At 42.1% G+C, this 18752-nt stretch carries 16 protein-coding genes and 2 pseudogenes; 10 read left to right on the top strand and 8 right to left on the bottom strand.

Annotation, left to right across the window (positions count from 1 at the left end; translation table 11 throughout):
- The first annotated feature begins 15 nt into the window (after nt 1–15).
- The 4 genes from EGC80_RS11655 to EGC80_RS11670 all read left to right on the top strand — a co-directional run bounded on the left by EGC80_RS11655 (nt 16) and on the right by EGC80_RS11670 (nt 3157).
- Nucleotides 16–849, top strand: coding sequence for a mechanosensitive ion channel family protein (locus tag EGC80_RS11655; protein ID WP_124013968.1), 834 nt, complete (start codon nt 16–18; stop codon nt 847–849).
- A gap of 66 nt (nt 850–915) precedes the next feature.
- Nucleotides 916–1509: a thiol peroxidase gene (gene tpx, locus EGC80_RS11660; protein WP_124013967.1), complete on the top strand. Its 594-nt coding sequence runs from the start codon at nt 916–918 to the stop codon at nt 1507–1509.
- 46 nt (nt 1510–1555) lie between these two features.
- On the top strand, nt 1556–2566 hold the full coding sequence (ltaE, locus tag EGC80_RS11665; protein ID WP_124013966.1) for a low-specificity L-threonine aldolase: 1011 nt from the start codon (nt 1556–1558) through the stop codon (nt 2564–2566).
- A 222-nt stretch (nt 2567–2788) separates the two neighbouring features.
- Nucleotides 2789–3157, top strand: coding sequence for an acyl-CoA thioesterase (locus tag EGC80_RS11670; protein ID WP_124013965.1), 369 nt, complete (start codon nt 2789–2791; stop codon nt 3155–3157).
- Between the two features lie 130 nt (nt 3158–3287).
- On the opposite strand, the gene EGC80_RS11675 is transcribed toward EGC80_RS11670, so the two are convergent.
- Together EGC80_RS11675 and yiaY are read right to left on the bottom strand one after the other, a co-directional pair.
- Complete coding sequence (locus tag EGC80_RS11675) at nt 3288–3653, bottom strand: cytoplasmic protein (protein ID WP_124013964.1); 366 nt, start codon at nt 3651–3653, stop codon at nt 3288–3290.
- Nucleotides 3654–3860: 207 nt separating this feature from the next.
- Nucleotides 3861–5009, bottom strand: coding sequence for an L-threonine dehydrogenase (gene yiaY / locus EGC80_RS11680; RefSeq protein WP_124013963.1), 1149 nt, complete (start codon nt 5007–5009; stop codon nt 3861–3863).
- Nucleotides 5010–5358: 349 nt separating this feature from the next.
- On the opposite strand from yiaY, the gene EGC80_RS11685 reads away from it, so the two are divergent.
- A complete protein-coding gene (locus EGC80_RS11685) occupies nt 5359–5877 on the top strand; it encodes a LytS/YhcK type 5TM receptor domain-containing protein (protein ID WP_124013962.1) in 519 nt (172 codons plus the stop codon).
- A gap of 9 nt (nt 5878–5886) precedes the next feature.
- On the opposite strand, the gene EGC80_RS23005 is transcribed toward EGC80_RS11685, so the two are convergent.
- Nucleotides 5887–6009 (bottom strand): transposase, encoded by a 123-nt coding sequence (locus EGC80_RS23005; RefSeq protein WP_206191880.1) that lies wholly within the window; start codon nt 6007–6009, stop codon nt 5887–5889.
- A gap of 1 nt (nt 6010) precedes the next feature.
- The gene (locus EGC80_RS23010) at nt 6011–6157 is read right to left on the bottom strand and encodes a transposase (protein WP_206191879.1); all 147 of its coding nucleotides are present in this window, start codon (nt 6155–6157) and stop codon (nt 6011–6013) included.
- A gap of 153 nt (nt 6158–6310) precedes the next feature.
- Here EGC80_RS23010 and EGC80_RS11695 point away from each other — a divergent pair, with 153 nt between their 5' ends.
- From EGC80_RS11695 to EGC80_RS11710, 4 genes and pseudogenes are all read left to right on the top strand, one after another.
- Nucleotides 6311–7537: an RNA-guided endonuclease InsQ/TnpB family protein gene (locus EGC80_RS11695; protein WP_124693478.1), complete on the top strand. Its 1227-nt coding sequence runs from the start codon at nt 6311–6313 to the stop codon at nt 7535–7537.
- 63 nt (nt 7538–7600) lie between these two features.
- Nucleotides 7601–9013 (top strand): annotated as a pseudogene (locus tag EGC80_RS11700) (putative bifunctional diguanylate cyclase/phosphodiesterase); the annotation flags it as partial.
- Nucleotides 9014–9174: 161 nt separating this feature from the next.
- Nucleotides 9175–10446 carry a DEAD/DEAH box helicase gene (locus EGC80_RS11705; protein WP_124013961.1) on the top strand — a complete coding sequence of 424 codons (1272 nt, stop codon included), beginning with the start codon at nt 9175–9177 and terminating at the stop codon, nt 10444–10446.
- A complete protein-coding gene (locus tag EGC80_RS11710; protein WP_124013960.1) occupies nt 10443–11543 on the top strand; it encodes a CobW family GTP-binding protein in 1101 nt (366 codons plus the stop codon). Before EGC80_RS11705 ends, EGC80_RS11710 begins: the two co-directional genes overlap by 4 nt.
- 158 nt (nt 11544–11701) lie before the next feature.
- Here the strand turns inward: EGC80_RS11710 and EGC80_RS11715 are convergent, their stop codons facing one another.
- The 3 genes from EGC80_RS11715 to nadK form a co-directional block, all read right to left on the bottom strand.
- The gene (locus EGC80_RS11715; protein ID WP_124013959.1) at nt 11702–14509 is read right to left on the bottom strand and encodes an FAD-binding and (Fe-S)-binding domain-containing protein; all 2808 of its coding nucleotides are present in this window, start codon (nt 14507–14509) and stop codon (nt 11702–11704) included.
- A 100-nt stretch (nt 14510–14609) separates the two neighbouring features.
- A complete protein-coding gene (locus EGC80_RS11720; protein ID WP_124013958.1) occupies nt 14610–16262 on the bottom strand; it encodes an L-lactate permease in 1653 nt (550 codons plus the stop codon).
- Between the two features lie 326 nt (nt 16263–16588).
- Nucleotides 16589–17467, bottom strand: coding sequence for an NAD(+) kinase (nadK, locus tag EGC80_RS11725; protein ID WP_124013957.1), 879 nt, complete (start codon nt 17465–17467; stop codon nt 16589–16591).
- A 163-nt stretch (nt 17468–17630) separates the two neighbouring features.
- Here nadK and grpE point away from each other — a divergent pair, with 163 nt between their 5' ends.
- Nucleotides 17631–18236, top strand: coding sequence for a nucleotide exchange factor GrpE (gene grpE, locus EGC80_RS11730; protein WP_124013956.1), 606 nt, complete (start codon nt 17631–17633; stop codon nt 18234–18236).
- A gap of 170 nt (nt 18237–18406) precedes the next feature.
- On the opposite strand, the pseudogene tnpA reads toward grpE, so the two are convergent.
- Nucleotides 18407–18718, bottom strand: a pseudogene (tnpA, locus tag EGC80_RS11735) (IS200/IS605 family transposase); the annotation flags it as partial.
- Nucleotides 18719–18752 lie beyond the last annotated feature (34 nt).

The raw sequence follows: 18752 nt of genomic DNA on the forward strand, positions 1-18752 counted from the left end.
TTAAAGGAACTGAAAATGGAAGACCTAGCAGGTTTGGACAGTTTAATTCAACAAGCACCAGAATTTCTTATGACCTATGGTCTTAAGGCTCTCGCTGCCATTGTTATTTTTCTTATCGGTAAATATTTTTCCGGTGTCGCAAAACGGTTAACCACAAAATTACTTAACAATCGCAAAGTCGACACTACAGTGGTTTCATTTGTGGCCAACTTAGCGTGGACCTTGGTATTTGTATTTACTATTGTCGCTACACTTGGCCAAGTTGGGGTGCAAACGGCGTCATTGGTTGCGGTTATCGGTGCTGCAGGTTTAGCGGTTGGTTTAGCATTACAAGGTTCGCTTTCTAACTTTGCGTCAGGCGTGTTAATGGTGCTTTTCCGTCCATGTCGCGTGGGTGACTATATCGAAGCGGCTGGTACTGCGGGTACTGTTGATGAGATTACTATTTTTTCAACCCGTTTACGTACCGCTGACAACAAAATGATTATTGCACCTAACTCAGCCATCATGAACAGCACTATCACCAACTATTCTGCTCTAGAAAAGCGTCGTATCGATTTAACGATAGGCGTATCTTATACTGCTAATATCGCGAACACCAAGAAAGTAATAGCGGATATTCTAGATAACAATCAGTTTGTATTAAAAGATCCTGGTTACTTTATCGGTCTCGCTGAGCTGGCTGATAGTTCAATTAACTTTGTCGTGCGTCCGTGGGTTAACACACCAGACTATTGGACTGCACGTTTTCTATTACTTGAGCAAATCAAGAATGCCTTAGATGCAGCAGACATTGAAATTCCATTCCCACAAATGGATTTACATGTGAAAGAAGTTCCAGCAAAATAATATTGCAGGCAAGTTAATATTTTAAGAAACCAGCAAATGCTGGTTTTTTTATACAAGGAGTTTTCCATGAAGCTATTTTCAACCTTTGCAGCGATTACATTATTATCCTCATCTGTTATAAGTACACACAGTTTTGCAGGCGAAAAAACCATGATTACCATGGGGGGGAATCCCGTTGCTTTAGAAGGTAAAATGCCGAGCATCAACATGGCCGCGCCATCATTTACTGTGGTAGATGAAAAGTTTAATCCAGTTAGTTTAAGTGACTTTAAAGGCAAGACGGTGCTGATTAGCGCAGTACCGAGTTTAGATACTGGGGTGTGTGCGTTGCAGACGAAGCGGTTTAATAAAGCGTTTACTAAATTTGATGCTGAAGTGGTGATGTTGACCATTAGCGAGGATTTACCGTTTGCGCAAAAGCGTTTTTGCCAAACCGAAAATATAGATAAAATTAAAGTCTTATCAGATTCAGTATGGCGTGACTTTGGTGAAAAGTACGGTTTGTTGATCAAAGATCGTGGTTTGTTAGCGCGCTCTATTTTTATCATTGATGCCCAAGGAATGCTGAAGTATCAAGAGTTAGTGAATGAAGTCAGTGATCATCCTAACTATGATGCTGCTTTAGCGGCATTAACCGAAATATCATCAGCGGCGAAGTAGTGGCGTCGTTTCAGCGAATATTGAGTAATGAGGATAAAGATGCAGCATGATTGATTTTCGAAGTGATACGGTTACCCAACCGACAGAAGCAATGCGTTTAGCCATGTCTAGAGCAGAGGTCGGTGATGATGTTTATGGTGATGACCCTACCGTCAATAGCTTACAAGATATGGCTGCAGAGATGTTTGGTTTTGATGGGGCCTTGTTTGTGAGTTCTGGCACCCAAGCTAATTTACTGGCGTTAATGTCCCATTGTGATCGCGGAGATGAGTACCTTTGTGGCCAACAAGCCCATAACTATAAGTTTGAAGGTGGCGGGGCGGCAGTATTAGGCAGTATTCAACCTCAACCATTGAACAACCAAGCCAATGGCAGCATTTTACTGAGTGATATTGAAGCTGCGATTAAGCCTGATGATGTGCATTTTGCTCGAACTCGGTTATTGAGTTTAGAAAATACGATTGGCGGTAAGGTATTAAGCCAAGATTATTTAGCCCAAGCACAAAGCCTTGCGTTTAATCGTGGTCTTAAAATCCATTTAGACGGTGCTCGGGTTGCTAATGCTGCGGTTGCACAGGGCATTGCCATTGCCGATATTACCCAATACTTTGATTCAGTATCAATTTGTTTATCAAAAGGCCTGTGCGCGCCGATAGGTTCGATTCTGTTAGGCGATGAGCGGCTAATTGGTAAAGCTACACGTTGGCGTAAAATGCTCGGTGGTGGAATGCGCCAAGCAGGTATTATCGCTGCGGCAGCTAAGTTAGCGATAACTGAGCAGGTCGACCGCTTGGCCGACGACCACCACAATGCTAACACTTTGGCTTTATTATTGGCCGAAATGACTGAATTTACTGTCGATGTTAGCTCAGTGCAGACCAATATGGTATTCGCCACATTAGCAGAACATATTGACCCTAAAGTGTTTGCGGCTACATTGGCAGACAAAGGCATTATTATTAGCCCTAGTCGTCAATTACGTTTAGTGACTCATAAAGATATTACCGCCAACGACATCAGTTTTTTTGTGAATACGGTTAAGCAGGTTATTGGTTAATCATCGAAAGTAAATCAATTTATCAAAGGCCGCACTGAGTGTGGCCTTTACTTTTTTGGTGCAAAGGTGCATTTGTTTTGGGCGTTCTAGTGGTGTTTTTATTGGATATTTATTTTATCTACATGATTATTAAAGGCTAATATACTTGGCTTGATCATTGCTAATAATTTAGAGGTATATACCTACCGCCGCAAAATTAATGAGTCAGATAATGAGGTCACCATGAAATATTTCTCACGTCATATCGTTATGCCTGTTCATCTCAATAGTGGTCAGAGTTTATGTTGTGGTCAACTATTAAGCTGGTTAAACGAAGAAGCCACTATTTTTGCCAGTTGCCAAATGCGCAGTAAATTTCCCATTACCAAAGTGATATCTGAAATTAACTTTATGGCGTCGGCACAAACCGGTGACATCATTGAGTTTGGATTTGAGTTGGTGAGCCTAGGGCAAAGTTCTGTGACGGTTCGTTGTAAAATACGTAATAAAGTGAATCATGCGCCGATTGCCTTTATCGATAAGATAGTGTTTGTTAACGTGAATGAAAAGGGCTTACCCATTCCGCATGGTGCGCGTGCTAATGCCGCTTAATTGCGTTGACTGTTGCTATGATAGGCGAGAGAGAATGGTGACTGGGACTGTTAAGTTGAACCAGCAAAAAAGCATAAAAATAAGGAGCTATAATAGCTCCTTAATGTTAACGGGAAATACACTCGCTATATTATTCGATTTTTGATATACGTTGTTGATAATCATCGATTAAATGCTCCATAATTTCATTAGGAGAGGCATTTTGGCAGCAGTCGTCTAAAATGATTTTAAAGGTGACAAGGGCATGACCATCGTGCTTAAGGCGGCTACTTTGCATAGCAAAATAAGCTTCTTCATTATCGGCTTTTCTAACAACAAAATCTTTTAGTTCGAATGATTTAGTGCCGGAGATATTGTGCCATTTAGTGATACGGTCTAGTGCAATTTCACAAGATTGGTTTACTTCGATATGGTTGAGCCATGTTGCAGGTTGTTCGTTTTCTTTATAATGCGGGCATCGAACGGTGTAATTATATATATGAGTAATTGCTGTCATTGCTTACCTACCTATTCGCTATCTAAGTGTTTTCATCATAGACCTTATTTTTTATATTGGTCAATCCTTATTTCAAGAACTTAGATCTAAGCATCACTTTTTACTAAATTAAAAATAAGCTGTTGTCATTGTTGGTTTTTTACATTAAACGCTAGGCAAAAAAAAACCGCAATTAAATACGGGCTTTAGGCTTTTTTATCAAAGATATCATAACGCGTTAGTGAAAATTTGGCAGATTTCTGCGTGTGTTGCCTGTTTAGGGTTGGTAAAACCACAAGCATCCTTGAGTGCGTTGTCTGCTAAGGTTGGAATATCTTCTGCTTTTACGCCTAATTGGGTTAAATTTTCTGGAATGTTAACGACTTTAGCTAGTTGCTTAATCGCGTCTATTGCCGCTTTAGCGCCTTGCTCGTCTGACATTGCCGTTGTGTCGACACCCATTGCCTTAGCTACGTCAGCTAGGCGTGCTGGCACCACTTGGGCATTATAGCTTTGTACGTGGGGAAGCAATAATGCATTACATACACCGTGTGGTAAATCATAGAAACCACCAAGTTGATGCGCCATTGCGTGTACATAGCCAAGACTCGCGTTATTAAAAGCCATACCCGCGAGAAATTGCGCATAAGCCATGTTTTCTCTTGCTTGGATGTCATCTCCCTGGTGAACGGCATTAATTAAATTGGCTTGGATAAGCTCGATTGCTTTGATTGCGCAAGCATCGGTGATGGGATTTGCGGCAATAGAGACATAGGCTTCAATTGCATGAGTCAGTGCATCCATTCCTGTCGCAGCGGTGAGTGATGCAGGCTTTTCAAGCATGAGTTCAGGATCGTTTACGGAAAGGATAGGCGTGGTATTTTTATCGACAATGGCCATTTTAATGTGCCTTGCTTCATCGGTAATAATACAAAAACGGGTCATTTCACTTGCTGTGCCCGCGGTGGTGTTAATCGCGACTAACGGCATTTGTGCTTTAGTTGATACATCCACACCTTCATAATCTTTAATATTGCCGCCGTTGGTGGCGACGAGTGCGATCCCTTTGGCGCAATCATGCGGTGAACCGCCACCCAATGAAATAATTACATCACACTGATTACTTTCTAATAGATCAAGACCTGCTGCAACATTACCTGTTGTTGGGTTAGGTTGTACGCCATCAAAAATAACCACTTCAATGCCGTTGGCATTGAGTTTATCGGCAACTTTTTTAACTAGACCTATTTTTACCAATGGTTTGTCGGTGACAATTAATGCTTTAGTAAAGCCAAATGCATTAATGTCTTTAATTGCTTCATCTACGCTGCCTTGACCAAGAATGTTGACGCTTGGAATAAAGAATTTAGTCGCCATGTTGATTGTCCTCTATGTGAAATTGAATTTTCTCTGTGGTAAACGTACCTATATTCCGATAGCGATTATGTGACGTGGAGCCAGTTAGCATTCAATGAATAACAACAAATGGCCAATTCTATTACAAATACGACACTTTTAAAGGAACTGTGATCTTGCTTGATGTTGTTTTGATTTAGGAGGTATATTGGTAGGTAATTAACTCTTGTATTGGCGTGGTTTTGGATGCTATTCAAGCAGGACGCTTTGCTGCTAGGACGCTTCGTGGCTGATTCTATAAAAGCAAAAAGCACAGCGACCGCTAGGATGCGATTTTTACTTGTTAAGGATGAATCAGGGAAATGTATAGATGTTTAATCTAAATGTTTTTTTGTTAATTTTAGAAAATGCCGCGCTATTGCTCGCGTTAGTTTATGTTTACTCACTCTCACCTACGGATCAACGTAAGGCGATCCCTGTCCTATGGACATTTTTTGTGGGTGCACTTATCGGTGTTATTGGTGTCATTATCATGATGGACCCGCTGGTTCGTCAACCTGATATGTTGTTTGATGCCCGCTGGGTCGTGCTCTGTTTAAGTGGATTATTCTTTGGTGCTATTCCTACCGTCATCGCAACCCTAATTATGGCGCTATATCGTTATCACTTAGGTGGTGTAGCGGTATGGATTGGTATATTGATGTTGATCAGCAGCGCGATATTAGGCTTGATTTGGCGTCGATTTCGGCTGCATAAATTAGATCGAATTGGCTATCTTGAGTTTTATCTTTTTGGTTTTGTTGTGCATGCAATATTGCTTCAATGGCTATTTTTATCTAATCTGTATAGAAAATCCCGTGATCAGAGCGAAGCGAAGTCGCGGGGATGAATCGATAAACTATCCTTGCTCTTGAATATATTGACGGATCGTATCAACGGAAGCGCTGCTGGTTGAGCAAGCAAAATATCCATCAGACCAAAAAATTGTTCTCCAACCAAAATTGCTTTTTAAGGTTCGGATATCAACTCCAAATTAATCTGTTGGTTTGCTGCTTAATTCTTCTAACATGCTGCCCAACAGCATATCTCGGTGAAATCCTCATAAGAATATGGATGTGATCCCTATCTATTTCGATCTCTTCAACTGAAAAGTCAGACTTCTGCGAAATATCTAGAACAGCCCTTTTTGCACATTAGCCAACATCTCCTTGCAGTAGTTTCTTCCGATATTTAACGACGAGGATTAAATGTAGTGCTTGTAATGAGAATTAGTTTGATATTCCATTTGACAAACCCTATTCACACAGTAGTCTATACAGTATATGAAAAAGACGCTCAGATATAATTTTAGGATAAAACCAACGCCAGAGCAGGAAGCCAAATTTATTGAGTTTGGCTCATATGCCCGTAGCGTATGGAACTTGTTGCTATCTGAAAATATGCTTCGATATCAGTACGATAAAACGTTTGTGTTTTACCATGAAATGGCTGGGCTGATTAAAGACTTGAAAAAATTCGAAGAGTTTTCATGGCTTAAAGCCTTCGATTCTGCGGCTGCACAGCAAGTCGCTCGTGATCTTGAAGCAGGGTTGAAAAACTCATTCACGAAAGGTCGTACTCAACAATTTCCGACATTTAAGGTCAGTTTTAAACAGAAAAAACTGCACAACGACAGTTTTAGGTGTGTAAATAACTCGAACTGTATCCGCATCGAAAATGGTGCGGTCAGCATTCCGAAAATTGGCAAAGTACCGATTGTTTTACACCGTAAATTAGTCAGTGAAATCAAGACTGTTACTGTCCAACTATCACATGGTAAATGGGAAGTTTCGCTGACTCAAGAGGTTGAATGCAAGACCGCGAAGCGGGTCTTGCATTCAATTGTAGGCTACGACATTAACAGTCAGCATACGGTTGTAGGTTCGAACGGTTGGTACGTTAAAAACCCAAAAGCTTTTAAACGTTCATCAACAAAGCTAAAGCAAATTCAAGTCCAGTTGAGCCGAAGGAAAAAGGGCTCAAATCGCTGGCATAAAACCAAATCACGCTTAAATACACTTCACGGAAAAATCTCACGCCAACGCCTAGCGTTCGCTCACGAAGTATCATGTTCGATAGCCAAGACCAGTGATATCATAGTGTTTGAGGATTTAAACGTGAAAGGTATACAGCAATTTAACGGCCATATGGTGAACGATAACGTGATGGGTATGATCACTTCGCTGACTAAATACAAAGTTGAATTGAATAGCGGTATTTACCATGAAATAGGTCGTTATGTGAAATCATCAGGCATTTGTTATGAATGCAAACACACGCACAAGTTTGGCCTTAACGTGCGAGAATTTGCCTGCGAAAACTGCGACTTAGTCCAGTGTAGAGATTTAGCAGCAGCTAAATCTATCGAAAGCACAGGCGAAAATGATTTAATAGCGGCTGGGATAGTCGCCAGGGTAACCCCCAAATCTCAGAAGAAATCATCTACTAAAACGAAAGTCTTTGAGTCGTCAAAGTTTGGTGTGGGAACTGAGAAAAAAGAAGCAGCTTAGCCGTTAAAAGCTAGATTGCAGAAGCCCCGTGATCAGAGCGAAGCGAAGTCGCGGGGTAATTCACTAACCATTAATTCGATCGTCCGAACAAAATCACAGGCTGCGCGATACGTGGCGTTATTTTTTGATATTACCGAGAAAAAGCAAACTGAGGAGTTGATATGGCGCCAAGCCAATTATGATGCACTCACCGGTTTGCCTAATCGTAGGATGTTATTAACATTTTTAAATCAACAGGTGTTGAGTTCTGATCGGCAGCATAATCATTTTGCATTGATGTTTTTAGATTTGGATTTCTTTAAAGAGATTAACGACACCTTGGGCCATGACATGGGTGATGTGTTGTTACTTGAAACAGCAGATCGTCTAAAAAAATGCGTACGAGAGACCGATATCGTCGCCCGCCTTGGTGGTGATGAATTTACCATTGTGTTGACGGCCCTTGAGGATACTCATGGTGTGGACCGTGTTGCACAGCAAATACTTAACCGACTTGCAGAGCCTTATTTCTTGGGTGATCAAACCGCTTACATTAGTGGCAGTATTGGTATCACCTTATTTCCTGACGATGCAAAGACCACAGAAGCATTGTTAAAAAATGCCGATCAAGCGATGTATTCGGCCAAAACGCATGGCCGTAATCGATTTAATTATTTTACCTCCACAATGCAAGATAATGCACAAAAGCGGATGATGCTGATCCAAGATCTCAAGGTTGCGATTACCCAACAGCAATTTGAGTTGTATTATCAGCCTATTGTGGATTTAAGCAGTCAGCAGGTCATCAAGGCTGAAGCATTATTACGTTGGAAGCACCCGACCATGGGGTTAATTTTGCCTGCAGATTTTATCTCTATTGCCGAAGACACCGGCATGATAATCGATATTGGTAATTGGGTATTTTATCAAGTCAGTGAGTTAGCGGCTCAATGGAAGACACAATTTAATTGTGATATTCAGATCAGTATTAATCTGTCGCCTGTTCAGTTTAGAGACGGGTCGACCGGGGTTAAAGATTGGCTTAAACACATGTCGACACTCGCAATGTCTACCAATAATATTTGTATCGAAATTCCTGAAAGTCTATTACTTGAAACTGAGCCAAATGTCGAGGCTAGGTTATTAGCTTGCAGTGATGCGGGTATGCAAATGTCGCTCGACGATTTCGGAACGGGTTATTCATCGCTTTCCTATTTAAAAAAAATCAAGATTGATTACCTTAAAATTGATCAACGTTTTGTGCGTAATGTGACTGCAGAAAGTAATGATCTGTGTTTGTGCGAAGCGATTATCGTGATGGCCCATAAACTCGGGATGAAAGTGATTGCCAAAGGCGTTGAAACTGAACAACAACGACGTTTATTGGTGTTGGCAGATTGCGATTATGCCCAAGGATATTTATTTTCGAATGCATTATGTCGACACGATTTTGAGCAAAAGTATCTGGTGGTAAAAAGTGGCCTCATTGCCAGTTAGTCAGCTGATATCCCGTTAGTGCGGTTATTAGTTCAAAATCTGCGTGACTGCTGTGATGTTATGGCTAATGTCATACTAGTGCCATCACTAATGTAATAGTTAATGGTGTTTAGATTAGTATATAATAGTGGCCTATTTTTATTTGTTTTATTGAGTCTGTTATGTCATTTACGTCGCTAGGGTTACCGCCATTATTACTAGATGCGGTTAACCAATCTGGGTATCAAACTGCTACTCCTGTCCAACAAGCGGTGATCCCACTAGCGCTAGATGGCCGAGATGTGTTGGCCAGTGCCGAAACCGGTACCGGAAAAACAGCTGCTTTTGCGTTACCTTTGTTAAGCCATTTAATGGCACAAGATCATTTGGACTTATCGCCATCGCACCGTTTACGTGCATTAATCATGACGCCGACACGTGAGTTAGCGATTCAGATTGAACATAATTTAGTTAAATACAGCCAGTTTATCAACCTGACCAGCTTAGCCGTTTATGGCGGCGCGAGTATCAATCCCCAGCGTAAGGCATTAGAGCAAGGCGTGGATGTGTTGGTGGCAACACCAGGACGATTGTTCGATATTATTGGCCAACATGAACTGGATTTATCATCAGTGACCCATCTAGTGATTGATGAAGCTGACCGGATGCTTGACCTTGGTTTTGTTAAAGATATTGAAAAAGTGAAGCGTTTAATTGCCAGACAACATCAAACAATGATGTTTTCTGCGACCTATTCTGAACTAGTTAAAATGCTTGCAGCTAAAATGCTAAACGATCCTGAATATGTGCATGTTGAAACCCAAACTACAGCCGCCAATGTTGCTCAGCAAGTGTATAAAGTGGATACCCGCCGTAAAGCTGAGTTATTATCAGAATTAATTGGCAAACATAATTGGCAGCAAGTGATGGTGTTTACCAGCCGTAAAGAAACGGCAGATCATTTACACCGTGAATTAAGCCTAGACGGTATTAAGTCATCGGTATTTCATGGTGATAAAAGCCAAGGAGCACGCAACCGTGCGTTAGAAGAATTTAAAGCGGGGCAGTTACGGGTGTTGATTGCCACTGATTTGGCCGCTCGAGGGCTTGATATCCAAGCGCTACCAAGGGTCATTAACTTTGAATTACCTGAAGAGTGCGAAGATTATGTTCACCGCGTTGGGCGTACAGGCCGTGCTGGACTTGGCGGTGAAGCGATTTCGCTGGTGAGCCCACAAGAGCTAGAATTACTTGCCGCAATTGAGCAACTCATTGAGCAATCATTACCGACTTTGGTGCCAACAGGGTATGAAGAAGGGGCGCCATTACCTGCAAGGTATCGAGATGTAGCGCCAGAAAAGCCCAAAAAAGTGCTTAAGTACAAACGAGGCAAACCGTCGCAAGCCGATGCTAAGCCTACTCGAAAGGGCAAATATGCTAAAGCGAAAAAATGATCACCAAGCCGATTAATACTAATATTATTACCGGCTTTTTGGGTGTGGGTAAAACCACGCTCATTGGCCAGCTATTAGCTCATAAGCCTAAAGGTGAAGTGTGGGCTGTGCTGGTTAATGAATTTGGCGAAATAGGCATAGATGGCGGGTTGTTAAATGCGACTGTGGCTGGTGGTGATAATCTTGCTACTGAGTCGGGGATGACACAAACAAAGAAGGCGGGTGTCGTCATAAAGGAAGTGCCAGGTGGTTGCCTATGTTGTGTGTCTGGCTTGCCAACACAAGTCGCGATAAATCAGCTTATTCAGCATACTAAACCAGACAGATTGTTGATAGAACCTACTGGGCTTGGTCATCCTGCCGAAATTGCAAAGCTGTTAACATCTGAATATTATCAGCATGTTATTACACTACAGACTAGTGTGTGCCTAGTTGATGCCCGAAAGGTCAGTGATCCGCGCTATCAACAGCATGATACGTTTACTCAACAATTAACAATGGCTGATGTGTTGCTGGCCAATAAAGCACAAGATTATACCGAAACTGATCATCTGCAATTACAGCAGTTCCTCAGCCAATTACACTTGCAACACACACCGCTTATTACGGTCGATAATCACTTTACCGATGTTGAGCTGATCCAGCAGATATTATTGCGCTTAAATACGCCGACAAAATATCAACCGCTTAATACTTCTCAACGACTACTGCGTCAAAAATCGCTTACCCAGACATGGCTTTCTAGCGCACCACCGCTGAGTGATATCGATACCCCTGAGTTTTCACCGGCCGGGTTTATTCATAAAACTAATCAAGGCGAGGGCTGTTACAGCAGTGGTTGGATATTCTCTGCGGCGCATTGTTTCCAGTTTGAACGATTTATGGCGTGGGTAGACACGGTTAAATTGGATAAGGTGCTGAGGTTAAAAGCCATTGTTATTACCCGCGATGGGGTGTTGAGCGTGAATATGGTGGATAATCAGTTAAAGCTCGATGAACTTGATGATGCGCTAGATACACGGGTTGAAATTATTAGTGATATGCCACTCGATGATAAGCTTTTGCAACAACAATTGCTGGGGTGTTTATTGGTTTAGTTTTTGCTATAACTTCGTTTTTGTAATGATTTTAGTTGCAGGTAAGCGTTTAGTTATCCGTATTCAATAAATCGTTGGCAGTATTCAATAAAATAAGGGCATTGATATGATATCAATGCCCTTATTGTTTATGCTATTTACTGTGATGGTCCGTTAGTTTAACGAGTACATTCTTCTAGTAAATAGGCTAAATGGCGGTAAGAAATACCACTGTGTTGGGTTAAGCCGACTTCACACATACGGTTGGAGTAGTAACCTTCTTTAATTTCCGCAGGAATAAGCTTTTTAATGTTGCGCAATGCGCTGGCGTTAATTTCTGGCTTGTACAAGCCTTTTTCGCCAGCATAACCACAACAGGTAATACCTGCAGGTAATTGCACATTTTGAGCACAGGCGTCAGCAATAGCTTGCTGATGCGGCTCTAGCTTCATCTTACGAGCACTACAACCTTGATGTAAGGTGATGTTGCTAGTTTTCTTCGTGATAGTCATGTTAGGTAACATCTTGTCGTGCATAAACTCGACTAAATCGGTAATTTGTACTTTAGGATTACCGGTTAATGTGCGATAGGTACAAGACGTTCCATCAAGGATCACAGGAACTTTGCCATTGTCAGACTGTTTACTCAGTGCTTCAATGAGTTCATCGCGCTTAGCATCGGCATTTTTGAAATCACCTTTTGATTCCCACATCTGACCGCAACATAAATGACGGGTATTGTCTGGGACGATCACATTGTAACCTGCACGTTCGAGCAAGGTGATAACCACTTCAGGTAGCGTGCGGTTATCAGGATCTTTCGGGGTTGGGCCAAATGTTCTGCCGCCACAAGCAGGGAAGTACAGCACGCTTGGCTGTCCCGGTATATGCTTGGATGGCTTAGCCACTTTGCCACCTTTAGGGAAGTCTGGATTCCAATAAGGCACTTCTTTAGTAATTAAACGACCTGCTTTCATTAATGAGCCGGTGATGCTATCCCCCGTCACTTTATGCAGAATGCCTAAAATATCAAAACCTGTGCTGATCACTTGGTTTACCGCACCAAAATGATTGGCTTGGAAGTCGAGCACTTTTTGTTCTGTGGTGGTGATGTAAGGTGTGCGCAGTTTACGCACCAAATTACCCATGCTGTTGTCAACTGGGCAGGCTATAGTACATAGCTGACAGGCTGCACAGGTATCAACCACATCATATTTGGCACTGGCACGCATTTCTGCGGCGGCTTTTTTATCACCCGATTGCTCTAAACGTTCAATTTCACGCAGAACAGCAATACGCTGACGAGGCGAGAAGTTCAGGGCTGTTGTCGGACAGGTCTTTTCACAAAAACCACACTCAATACATTTATCAACAAAGTCATCAACGACTGGACAAGGCTTAATATTTTTAACGTGTACTAGCTTGTCATCATTGAGAAGAACCCCAGGGTTTAACAATTTACTTGGGTCGAAAATCTGCTTGATTTGCTTCATTAAGGTGTAAGCGTCGCTGCCCCATTCCATTTCAACAAAGGGAGCTACGGCCCGGCCTGTACCATGTTCGGCTTTCATCGAACCATCGTACTTATTGACCACCATTTCAGCGACATCTTGCATGAAGTCTTGGAAACGATTGATATCGTTTTGTGAGGCAAATGTCGGCGTGATCATAAAGTGGAAGTTACCGGCTAATGCATGGCCATAAATCACCCCTTCTGGGTAATTGTGTTTATGGAATAGTGCAGTTAAGTCTGCCGCAGCACTGGCTAAGTGTTTTACTTCGAATGCAACATCTTCAATAATGACCGATGTGCCCTTAGGTCTTGCGCCGCCAATAATTGGGAACAAACCAGAACGCATTGCCCAATATTTGCCATAAACAGCTGCATCATTGGTGAATTCAGTGGGACGTTCGGTGTCAATGTGGGCGATTTTTTTAATCACATCTTTAGTGTATTGTACTAAGGTCTCTGGATCGTTAGCACGAGACTCGATTAATAAAATAGCTGAGCCTTCTGGTAAACTACTTAGCCACTCAGGCATGCCCGTTTTACCGGTAACCGATTTAATTGATGCCCAGTCGAGCAATTCTGCTGCAGCTACGCTATCGCCTATAATCAGTGGTATTGCGCTTGCGGCATCATCCATGCTGAAGAATACTGCCATGGCAGAAGCTTTAAACTTGGCTTCTTCAACCGTGTGATAAGTCACTTCATTAACAAAAGCGAGCGTGCCTTCTGAACCGACAATCAAGTGATTAATCAGCTCAAAGGGATCACTGAAGTCTGTGAGGGCATTAATACTGTAACCCGTGGTGTTCTTAATTGAGAACTTTTTACGGATGCGGGCAGACAGGGTTGGATTCTGTTGAGTTAATTGCGCTAGACTAGTTAATGCGGTAATTAACGTAGCATGTGACTGGCTAAACGCCGCTTTAGACTCTGGGCAACCCGTATCGAGTTCAGTCCCATCGGCAAATATTAATTTAGCCGACTTAATGGTTTGATAACTGTTTTGCGCCGTACCACAACACATGCCAGAGGCATTGTTCGCCACTATACCTGCAATTTGCGCCGAGGCTAATGTGGCCGGGTCGGGACCAATCTTTTTATTAAAGGGTTTTAACGCCAAATTCGCGTCAGAACCATACACCGCAGCCCCAAGGGTTATTGAGGTTCTATCTTCACTGATATCAATGTTTCTAAAACCATCATGGCCCAAAATAAGTAAAATGCCTTCACCAATTGCCTGGCCCGATAAACTCGTACCCGCAGCGCGAAAGGTCACTGGCACATTATGTATTCTGGCGATGTTAAGGGTTATTTTAACTTGTTCCGGAGTATCTGCGTGTACCACAATTTCAGGTACGATACGAAAGTAACTGGCATCAGTTGACCAAGCAAAACGACGCACAGGATCATTAGATACGGCGTGTTTGCCTAGTTGTGACGTTAACGTATCCATCACTTCTTTATAATTAATAGTCATAACATGCTCTCTTAACACTCGAATGAATAGCAGGCACTGCATGCCTGCTGCTGTTGTTGTTGTATTGCTATCGTTAGAATAGAAGCAACTTTATTGTGAATTAAAATCCACCCCAGAAAAAAGCAATAGTGCCTGCCACTAAGGCATAACCTAGTGCGATAGGCATTGTTTTACGAATAATTTCAGACTCTCGTCCTGCCATTCCCACCACAGTTGCCGCAGCAACGACGTTCATGACACACATCATGTTGCCCGCATTAGCACCAATACCTTGTAAGGCTAGGGCCATTGCATGTTTCATCCCGATATTATCGGCAACAGTATATTGCAGGCCTGAGAACATCATGTTTGAGAACGTAGCAGAACCCGACAAGAATGCACCAAAGATACCCACAATAGGTGAAACCCAAGCCCAAACTGAGCCCATGCTGTTGGCAAGTAAGTCTGCTAATGCAACCGGCATTGACGCTAGACCTGCGCCATTCTCACCTGAATTTAAGAATATTTTCACCATAGGTACAGACGCACCTAATGAAATAATAGTCGGTAGCATTGATTTGCAAGACACTGTGATTGATTGCTTCATGGCGGTAGGTTTCATTTTGAATAATACGAAACTAATTAAGCATACAATAATAAAGAAGGCACCTGGAGCATATAGCGTGGCAAAGCCTGCTTTAAGCTCTGTACCTAATAAACCAGTCCAACTAATGTTAAAGCTTAGTAACCAGCTCTTAAATGGAGCAATAACACGAGATAAGACTAACAACGCAGCCATAATGATGTATGGAGACCAAGCGGCAAGTTGTGTGAATTTTACCGGTGTTTGGTTAAGTGCTGTATCTTCATCTGATTTATTGTCATTTTCGCTAAAGTCACACCAAGGTTTTGATGGTAGTAACCAGCCTTTTCTAGCGACAGGAATAACTAACGCCATACCCACAAGTGCACCAATAACAGAAGGGAACTCAGGACCGGCAACATAGTTAATTAACCATGCTGGTATGGTAAAGGCAAAACCAGCAAATAAGGCAAATTTCCAAACTTGTAAGCCTTCCATGATGGATTTATTACGACCGAAGAAGCCGGTCAATACACAAACCATCACTAACGGAATTAATGAACCGGTAATTAAGTCAATGGTGATCATATGTTGAGCGATATACTGTGCATAACCTGCAAAGGTACCACCATGTTCAGCAATTTGAGCAGCAGCCATGTTAACGCCGCCCTCAGTTAGACCTTGATCCATACCAAACAATACCGGTAAACCAATCGCCCCAAACGATACGGATGTAGAGTCACCAATTAACGCGACAACTGCTGCGCCAATAGGTGGTACACCTAATAATACCAGTAGTGGTGCACCGATTGCTGCCGGAGTACCGAAGCCAGCTGAGCCTTCAATAAACGAGCCAAACAACCAGCAAATAATGATTACCTGAACACGGGAATCAGCGCTGATGTTAGTAAAACCTGCGCGGATGGTGTCCATAGCACCAGAATATTTAAGCGTATTTAACAAAAACACTGCGCCAAAAATGATGGTAAGCGGTGTTAATGCTGCGAGAAGACCTTCGACCACGGATGCCGCAAGAAGTTGCGTATCCATTTGCCAAATAAACAATGCTGCAAGGCCCGTAACAACCATAGATATGGGCATTGCTTTGGACGCTGGCAAGCGCATTAGAACTAAAAAGACCATTACGCTAATAATGGGCGTTAAGCTTGCTAGTAACTGTAATATTGTCATGCATACCTCTGCCTATAAGTGGGTATAAGTTGTTATTATTTGTTAGCATTTCGCTAACTAGGGCGTAATAGACGTTATTTAAGTGTTAAATGTGTTGATCGAGATCATTTAACATACGAGAAAGTTTGTTGGCCGATGAAATTGTGAGGCTTGTCATGTATAGGGTTGCATGCGAGTGTTCAAGGTCACATCTTTTGAGGGCACAAAAGTTCATATACGGTAAAACCAAACGAGTCATCGATTGGGTTTACAATATAATTAATTAGTGGTTGTTAATGTGAAGAAGCTCACTAGAAAAGAGAAAGTGTTGTGACGGGAGTCAAATGTTAGAAAAGTTTACTTCCCCAACCTAATTTGTTACGTAACACATGGAAGTAATTGTGTCCTTTGGGATGGATGAGTCTTAGGCGTTCGTTCGAGCGGCGAATAAAGATTTCATCACCAGGTAATACCGCTAAATGGACATGGCCATCACAACTGACTTCGAGATTTTCCCCATTATCAGGCGATACCACTAATTTAATGATGCTACATGCATCGACGACAATGGGTCGACAAGATAAGGTATGAGGAAACATAGGCACTAAAATAAGCGCCTGAAGATTAGGGGTTAAAATTGACCCGCCAGCTGACAAAGAATAAGCCGTAGAACCTGTTGGCGTGGAGACAATCATCCCATCAGCGCGCTGGCTATACATAAATTGCTCATCGATATAAACTTCAAACTGGATCATATGAGCAATTTTACCAGGGTGAAGCACTGCTTCATTCACCGCGGTATTGCTGGAGGTTATTTTACCGTGGCGGTGAACTTCAGCCTCAAGTAAAAAACGATGTTCAGTTTCAAATTCTCCACCCAATACTTTAGATAAGGCTTCTTCGAAGTTATCGGGAGGTAAATCGGTTAAAAAGCCTAAATTGCCGCGGTTTACGCCAATCACTGCAACATTGAAACGAGCCAATACCCGGGCAGCACCTAGCATGTTACCATCACCGCCAACCACGATGGCTAAATCACAATGCTCACCCATTTCAAGTAGGTCCATTGAACAAACATCAGGGTCTAGCTCTGCAGATATTCGTCCTTCAACGATAACCTTAAAGCCCTGCATACTTAACCAATGATGCAATCGAGTTATGGTTAGGTTAGTCCCTTGATGATGTGGTTTACCGATGAGTCCGATTGTCTTGAACATTTTAGTCATATTCGCGTTTGTTATGCCTTTAGGCCTTGAAACATAAGAATTGATCCCCATAATATACTCAAACTTATTATAAGTGTGAGTTTTGCTGTTAATTTCTCAGTAAATGGACACTTTATTTATTGTCGTAGAATACCAAATTACGCATTTTTTAGCTGGAGTGAAAATGAGCAACGAATCGAACAACACATCGCAAGATCAAGTGGAAGACGTGGAAACACCTGAAGTCGTGGCTGATGACGCAAGTTTGATAGATGAATTAACCCAAGCAAATTTTCGCATTGAAGAATTAGAGCAACTATTGGCTGAGTCTGAAACTGCGTTAGCTGAGCGTAAAGATGTTGAAGTGCGCGCGGCAGCTGAAACACAGAATATTCGTACTCGCGCGGCAAAAGATGTTGAGCAAGCACGTAAGTTTGCCTTGGAAAAGTTTGCTAACGAACTGTTACCTGTCATCGATAATATGGAACGTGCCTTACAGGGCACTAATCCTGAAGATGAGGCGACCAAAGCGATTTATGAAGGTGTCGATCTGACCATGAAAGGCTTTTTAACCTCAGTTGAGAAGTTTGGTGTGACTCAGGTTAATCCACAAGGTCAAGCATTTAACCCTGAACATCATCAAGCTATTGGTATGCAGCCCAGTGCTGAGTATCCTGCTAACACTGTCATGATGGTAATGCAGAAAGGTTACTTATTAAATGATCGTTTATTACGTCCTGCTATGGTGATGGTATCTCAAGGCGGCGCAAGTGTGGATGTTGAAGCTTAACGCGTTGACGTCAACATTTTCTGCTAGAGACGAGAACCATTAGCACTAGATGAATAAACACTAGTGCAATAGACACAAAAAAGGACTGAATTTCAGTCCTTTTTTATCTAATCTGTCGAGAACCCCCCGTGATCCGAGCGTAGCGAAAGTCGCGGGGATGAATCGATAAACTAACCTTGCTCTTGAATATATTTTCGAATTGTATCAGCGGAGGCATTGCCGACTGAGCAAGCAAAATATCCATCAGACCAAAAAGTATTCTCCAACCAAAATTGCTTTTTAAGGTTCGGATATCTACTCCAAATTAATCTGTTGGTTTGCTGCTTAATTCTTCTAACATGCTGCCCAACAGCATATCTTGGCGAAATCCTCAAAAGAATGTGTATGTGATCCCTATCTATTTCGATCTCTTCAACTGAAAAGTCAGACTTCTGCGAAATATCTAGAACAGCTCTCTTCATAAACTCGCCAACTTCACCATGTAGTAGTTGCTTTCAATATTTAACAACCAGTATT

The sequence above is a fragment of the Shewanella psychromarinicola genome (assembly GCF_003855155.1).
Classification (GTDB): Bacteria; Pseudomonadota; Gammaproteobacteria; order Enterobacterales; family Shewanellaceae; genus Shewanella; species Shewanella psychromarinicola.

Coding starts and splice junctions, on each gene's coding strand:
- EGC80_RS11655 (WP_124013968.1), top strand. CDS start 16: ATGGAAGACCTAGCAGGTTTGGACAGTTTAATTCAACAAGCACCAGAA.
- tpx (WP_124013967.1), top strand. CDS start 916: ATGAAGCTATTTTCAACCTTTGCAGCGATTACATTATTATCCTCATCT.
- ltaE (WP_124013966.1), top strand. CDS start 1,556: ATGATTGATTTTCGAAGTGATACGGTTACCCAACCGACAGAAGCAATG.
- EGC80_RS11670 (WP_124013965.1), top strand. CDS start 2,789: ATGAAATATTTCTCACGTCATATCGTTATGCCTGTTCATCTCAATAGT.
- EGC80_RS11675 (WP_124013964.1), bottom strand. CDS start 3,653: ATGACAGCAATTACTCATATATATAATTACACCGTTCGATGCCCGCAT.
- yiaY (WP_124013963.1), bottom strand. CDS start 5,009: ATGGCGACTAAATTCTTTATTCCAAGCGTCAACATTCTTGGTCAAGGC.
- EGC80_RS11685 (WP_124013962.1), top strand. CDS start 5,359: ATGTTTAATCTAAATGTTTTTTTGTTAATTTTAGAAAATGCCGCGCTA.
- EGC80_RS11695 (WP_124693478.1), top strand. CDS start 6,311: ATGAAAAAGACGCTCAGATATAATTTTAGGATAAAACCAACGCCAGAG.
- EGC80_RS11705 (WP_124013961.1), top strand. CDS start 9,175: ATGTCATTTACGTCGCTAGGGTTACCGCCATTATTACTAGATGCGGTT.
- EGC80_RS11710 (WP_124013960.1), top strand. CDS start 10,443: ATGATCACCAAGCCGATTAATACTAATATTATTACCGGCTTTTTGGGT.
- EGC80_RS11715 (WP_124013959.1), bottom strand. CDS start 14,509: ATGACTATTAATTATAAAGAAGTGATGGATACGTTAACGTCACAACTA.
- EGC80_RS11720 (WP_124013958.1), bottom strand. CDS start 16,262: ATGACAATATTACAGTTACTAGCAAGCTTAACGCCCATTATTAGCGTA.
- nadK (WP_124013957.1), bottom strand. CDS start 17,467: ATGACTAAAATGTTCAAGACAATCGGACTCATCGGTAAACCACATCAT.
- grpE (WP_124013956.1), top strand. CDS start 17,631: ATGAGCAACGAATCGAACAACACATCGCAAGATCAAGTGGAAGACGTG.